Origin of the sequence: Streptomyces sp. NPDC001027, assembly GCF_040299045.1 — a bacterium.
Classification (GTDB): Bacteria; Actinomycetota; Actinomycetes; order Streptomycetales; family Streptomycetaceae; genus Streptomyces.
Genome location: NZ_JBEPBI010000509.1, coordinates 1 through 2,281 on the forward strand (window position 1 = coordinate 1; position 2,281 = coordinate 2,281).

General features: G+C 68.3%; 3 protein-coding genes. 2 read left to right on the plus strand and 1 reads right to left on the minus strand.

Annotation, left to right across the window (positions count from 1 at the left end):
* Nucleotides 1–42: 42 nt before the first annotated feature.
* Entirely contained in the window at nt 43–1,032 is a 990-nt protein-coding gene (locus ABT300_RS43340) for an aldo/keto reductase (protein WP_351688490.1), read from the minus strand.
* A gap of 320 nt (nt 1,033–1,352) precedes the next feature.
* On the opposite strand from ABT300_RS43340, the gene ABT300_RS43345 reads away from it, so the two are divergent.
* Together ABT300_RS43345 and ABT300_RS43350 are read left to right on the plus strand one after the other, a co-directional pair.
* The gene (locus tag ABT300_RS43345; protein WP_351688493.1) at nt 1,353–1,838 is read left to right on the plus strand and encodes a DUF2975 domain-containing protein; all 486 of its coding nucleotides are present in this window, start codon (nt 1,353–1,355) and stop codon (nt 1,836–1,838) included.
* A complete protein-coding gene (locus ABT300_RS43350) occupies nt 1,838–2,059 on the plus strand; it encodes a helix-turn-helix domain-containing protein (protein ID WP_351688496.1) in 222 nt (73 codons plus the stop codon). The genes ABT300_RS43345 and ABT300_RS43350 overlap by 1 nt, the downstream gene beginning before the upstream one ends.
* The last annotated feature ends 222 nt before the right edge of the window (nt 2,060–2,281 follow it).

Sequence of the window (2,281 nt, forward strand, 5' to 3'; positions counted from 1 at the left end):
CGGTTGGTTCCGGTCCCGCGGTGAACCCGTCCGGTCGCGGCGCTAGCGATTGACGCTGCGCATCCCTGCCTCGTCGTATCGCTGACCCGCCGCCTCGGGCAGCTCCGCGTCGATGCGGGCCAGGTCGTCCCCGGTCAGCGCGATGGCGGTCGCGGCGGCGTTCTGCTCGAGGTAGGTGCGGCGCTTGGTGCCCGGGATCGGCACCAGGTCCTCGCCCTGCGCCAGCACCCACGCGATGGCCAGCTGGGCCGGAGTCACCTCCTTCTCGGCGGCGATCTCCTTGACCTTCTCCGCCAGCCGCAGGTTCGCCTTCAGGTTGGCTTCCTGGAAGCGCGGGTTCTCGCGGCGCCAGTCGTTCTCGTCCAGCTCGTCCAGCGAGGCGAACCGCCCGGCGAGGAAGCCGCGGCCGAGCGGCGAGTAGGGGACGAAACCGATGCCCAGCTCACGGCAGGCGGGCAGCACCTCGGCCTCCACGTCCCGCGACCACAGCGAGTACTCGCTCTGCACCGCGGTGACCGGGTGCACGGCGTGGGCACGCCGGATGGTCTCCGCGCTCGCCTCGCTCAGGCCGATGTACCGGACCTTCCCCTCGGCGACCAGCTCGGCCAGCGCGCCGACCGTCTCCTCGATGGGGACGTTCGGGTCGACCCGGTGCTGGTAGTAGAGGTCGATGTGGTCGGTGCCCAGCCGCTCCAGGGAACCGTGGACCGAGCTCCGGACATGCTCGGCCGAACCGTCCTGCGGGCCGACCGTGCTGATGTCGCCGGGTACGGCGTTGTCCATCCGGTAGTTGAACTTCGTCGCGATCACATACTCCTCGCGATGCCCCCGGATCGCTTCGCCGACGAGTGACTCGTTGGTGAGCGGACCGTACATCTGCGCGGTGTCGAGGAAGTTCACCCCGAGCTCCAGGCCGCGCCGGACGGTCGCGATCCCCTCCGCGTGATCGGTGGATCCGTAGAAGGCGGACATGCCCATGCACCCCAGGCCGACGGCCGATACCTGGAGGTCCCGCAGACTGCGCTTCTGCATGTCGTATCCCAGCCTTTCCCTGCATACTCGTTCGTCGTTCGTCGTTCGGACCGCCACGAGGCCCACGCCCTCATCCATCTAGCGATGGATTCCACCGCTCGGCATCCTGTGAGAGCTTCGGCTCGCCTGGGTTTCGTGTGTCGCGACGTCCGTGACGCTACGCCCTGGAGCGCACTCCAACGCAAGCGTCGCCCCAGGGAGCCCGTGCGGTGCCGCCGCCTCGCACCACGATCCGCAATCGTCCTCCGCTCGCCCGCAACCCTTGCTTCGCCTATCGAATATCGATAGATTTCCATCGTAACTCGATGGAAGGACAGGCTGTGGGAAGACTGACGGTGGGCGCGCTGCGCGCCGTGCTCGTGGTGGTGCTCGCCGGCACCTTGTTCGTACAGGCGTCGATGGTGTGGGCACTGGCCACCGACCCGGAGGACGGGTCCCTCCCCCTGACCCCGCTGCGCGTGATCACGATGCTCGGCATGGCGACGGTCCAGGTCGCGCTGGTCTGCGTCTGGCGGCTGGTGACGATGGTGCGTCGCGGAACCGTGTTCTCCCACTCCGCCTTCCGGTACGTGGACGGAGTGATCGGCGCGATCGTCGCGGCCGCCCTGCTGTGGTTCGCGGTGACGGCTGTCAACGCGCCCGGCCAGCGGGACGACCCTGGCGTCACCCTCATCATGGGCGGGATCGGGGTGGGCATCCTCGGGATCGCGCTCATCGTGCTCGTGCTGCGGATGCTGCTCGCCCAGGCCGTCGCACGCGACGTCGAAGCGGTGCGGATGCAGGCCGAGTTGGACGAGGTGATCTGATGCCGATCTCCGTCGACATCGACGTGATGCTGGCCAAGCGCAAGATGTCCGTGGGCGAACTGGCGGACCGCATAGGGATCACCCCCGCCAACCTCGCGGTGCTCAAGAACGGCCGCGCGCGGGCGGTGCGCTTCGCGACGCTCGCCGCGCTCTGCGAGGTGCTCGAGTGCCAGCCGGGCGACCTGCTGCGCTGGGAGGCCGAGGACGCCGCGGGCGGATGACCGCTCCCCCGACGCGGCCATGAGGAAGCCCTCCGGTTGCGCTTCAACTCAGCCAATTGCAGGGCCAGTTGTGACCGGAAATGCCGGTAACTCCGGCACAACCATTCGCAGGCCACGCCCGTCACATAAGGCAGGAGTAATGAACTCCTAAGTACACAAGGGGGAAATATGCGCTTCACTCACTCCATGCTGGGCGCCGCGGCCGTGGCGGCTCTGGCGCTG